This window comes from Lelliottia wanjuensis, assembly GCF_030238365.1.
Lineage (GTDB): Bacteria > Pseudomonadota > Gammaproteobacteria > Enterobacterales > Enterobacteriaceae > Enterobacter > Enterobacter wanjuensis.
Genome location: NZ_JASSOT010000045.1, coordinates 1 through 535 on the forward strand (window position 1 = coordinate 1; position 535 = coordinate 535).

1 protein-coding gene is annotated in these 535 nt (G+C 55.1%); it reads left to right on the top strand.

The annotated features are described in order from the left end of the window. Positions 1 to 225: 225 nt before the first annotated feature. Positions 226 to 535, top strand: a 310-nt coding sequence (locus QQF33_RS03510) for an IS110 family transposase (RefSeq protein ID WP_285157388.1), incomplete at its 3' end; no start/stop codon positions are given.

Below are 535 nucleotides of genomic sequence, written 5' to 3' on the forward strand. Positions count from 1 at the left end.
GCCCTTATGTCTTGATCTTCTCCGCTTCTGCGGAGAAGATCCCCGACTGATCATCGGGAGGTTACCGGTGAGCATCACCCGGCCCTGGTGCCACTGAGCCCGTGGGAGAGATTATGCCCCGGTAACCTGTTTCCCTGTCGCCTCAAGACCGAACGGTATCCTGTGCCCTGAGCACCCACATATAAGGATGGTCCGGCGATATTATTCATAAGGTTACGGAGTGCCATGATGGAGCTTATTCCTGTCGGCGTTGATATCGCCAAACTCAAATTTGATGTCGCCGTCCTGCTGCCTAATCAGAAATACAAAACCAAAAAATTCCCCAACACCTCTGCCGGATGCCGCGAGTTCCTCAGCTGGCTGGCACGTTTTGGCGACTGCCATGTCTGCATGGAAGCGACGGGCTGCTACAGCACTGAACTTGCCACCCTGCTGGCCGATAACGGCTGCTGTGTCAGCCTCGAAAATCCCGCCCGCATACACGCGTTTGGCAATACGGAGCTGACCCGCAACAAAACGGACAAAAGTGATGCGG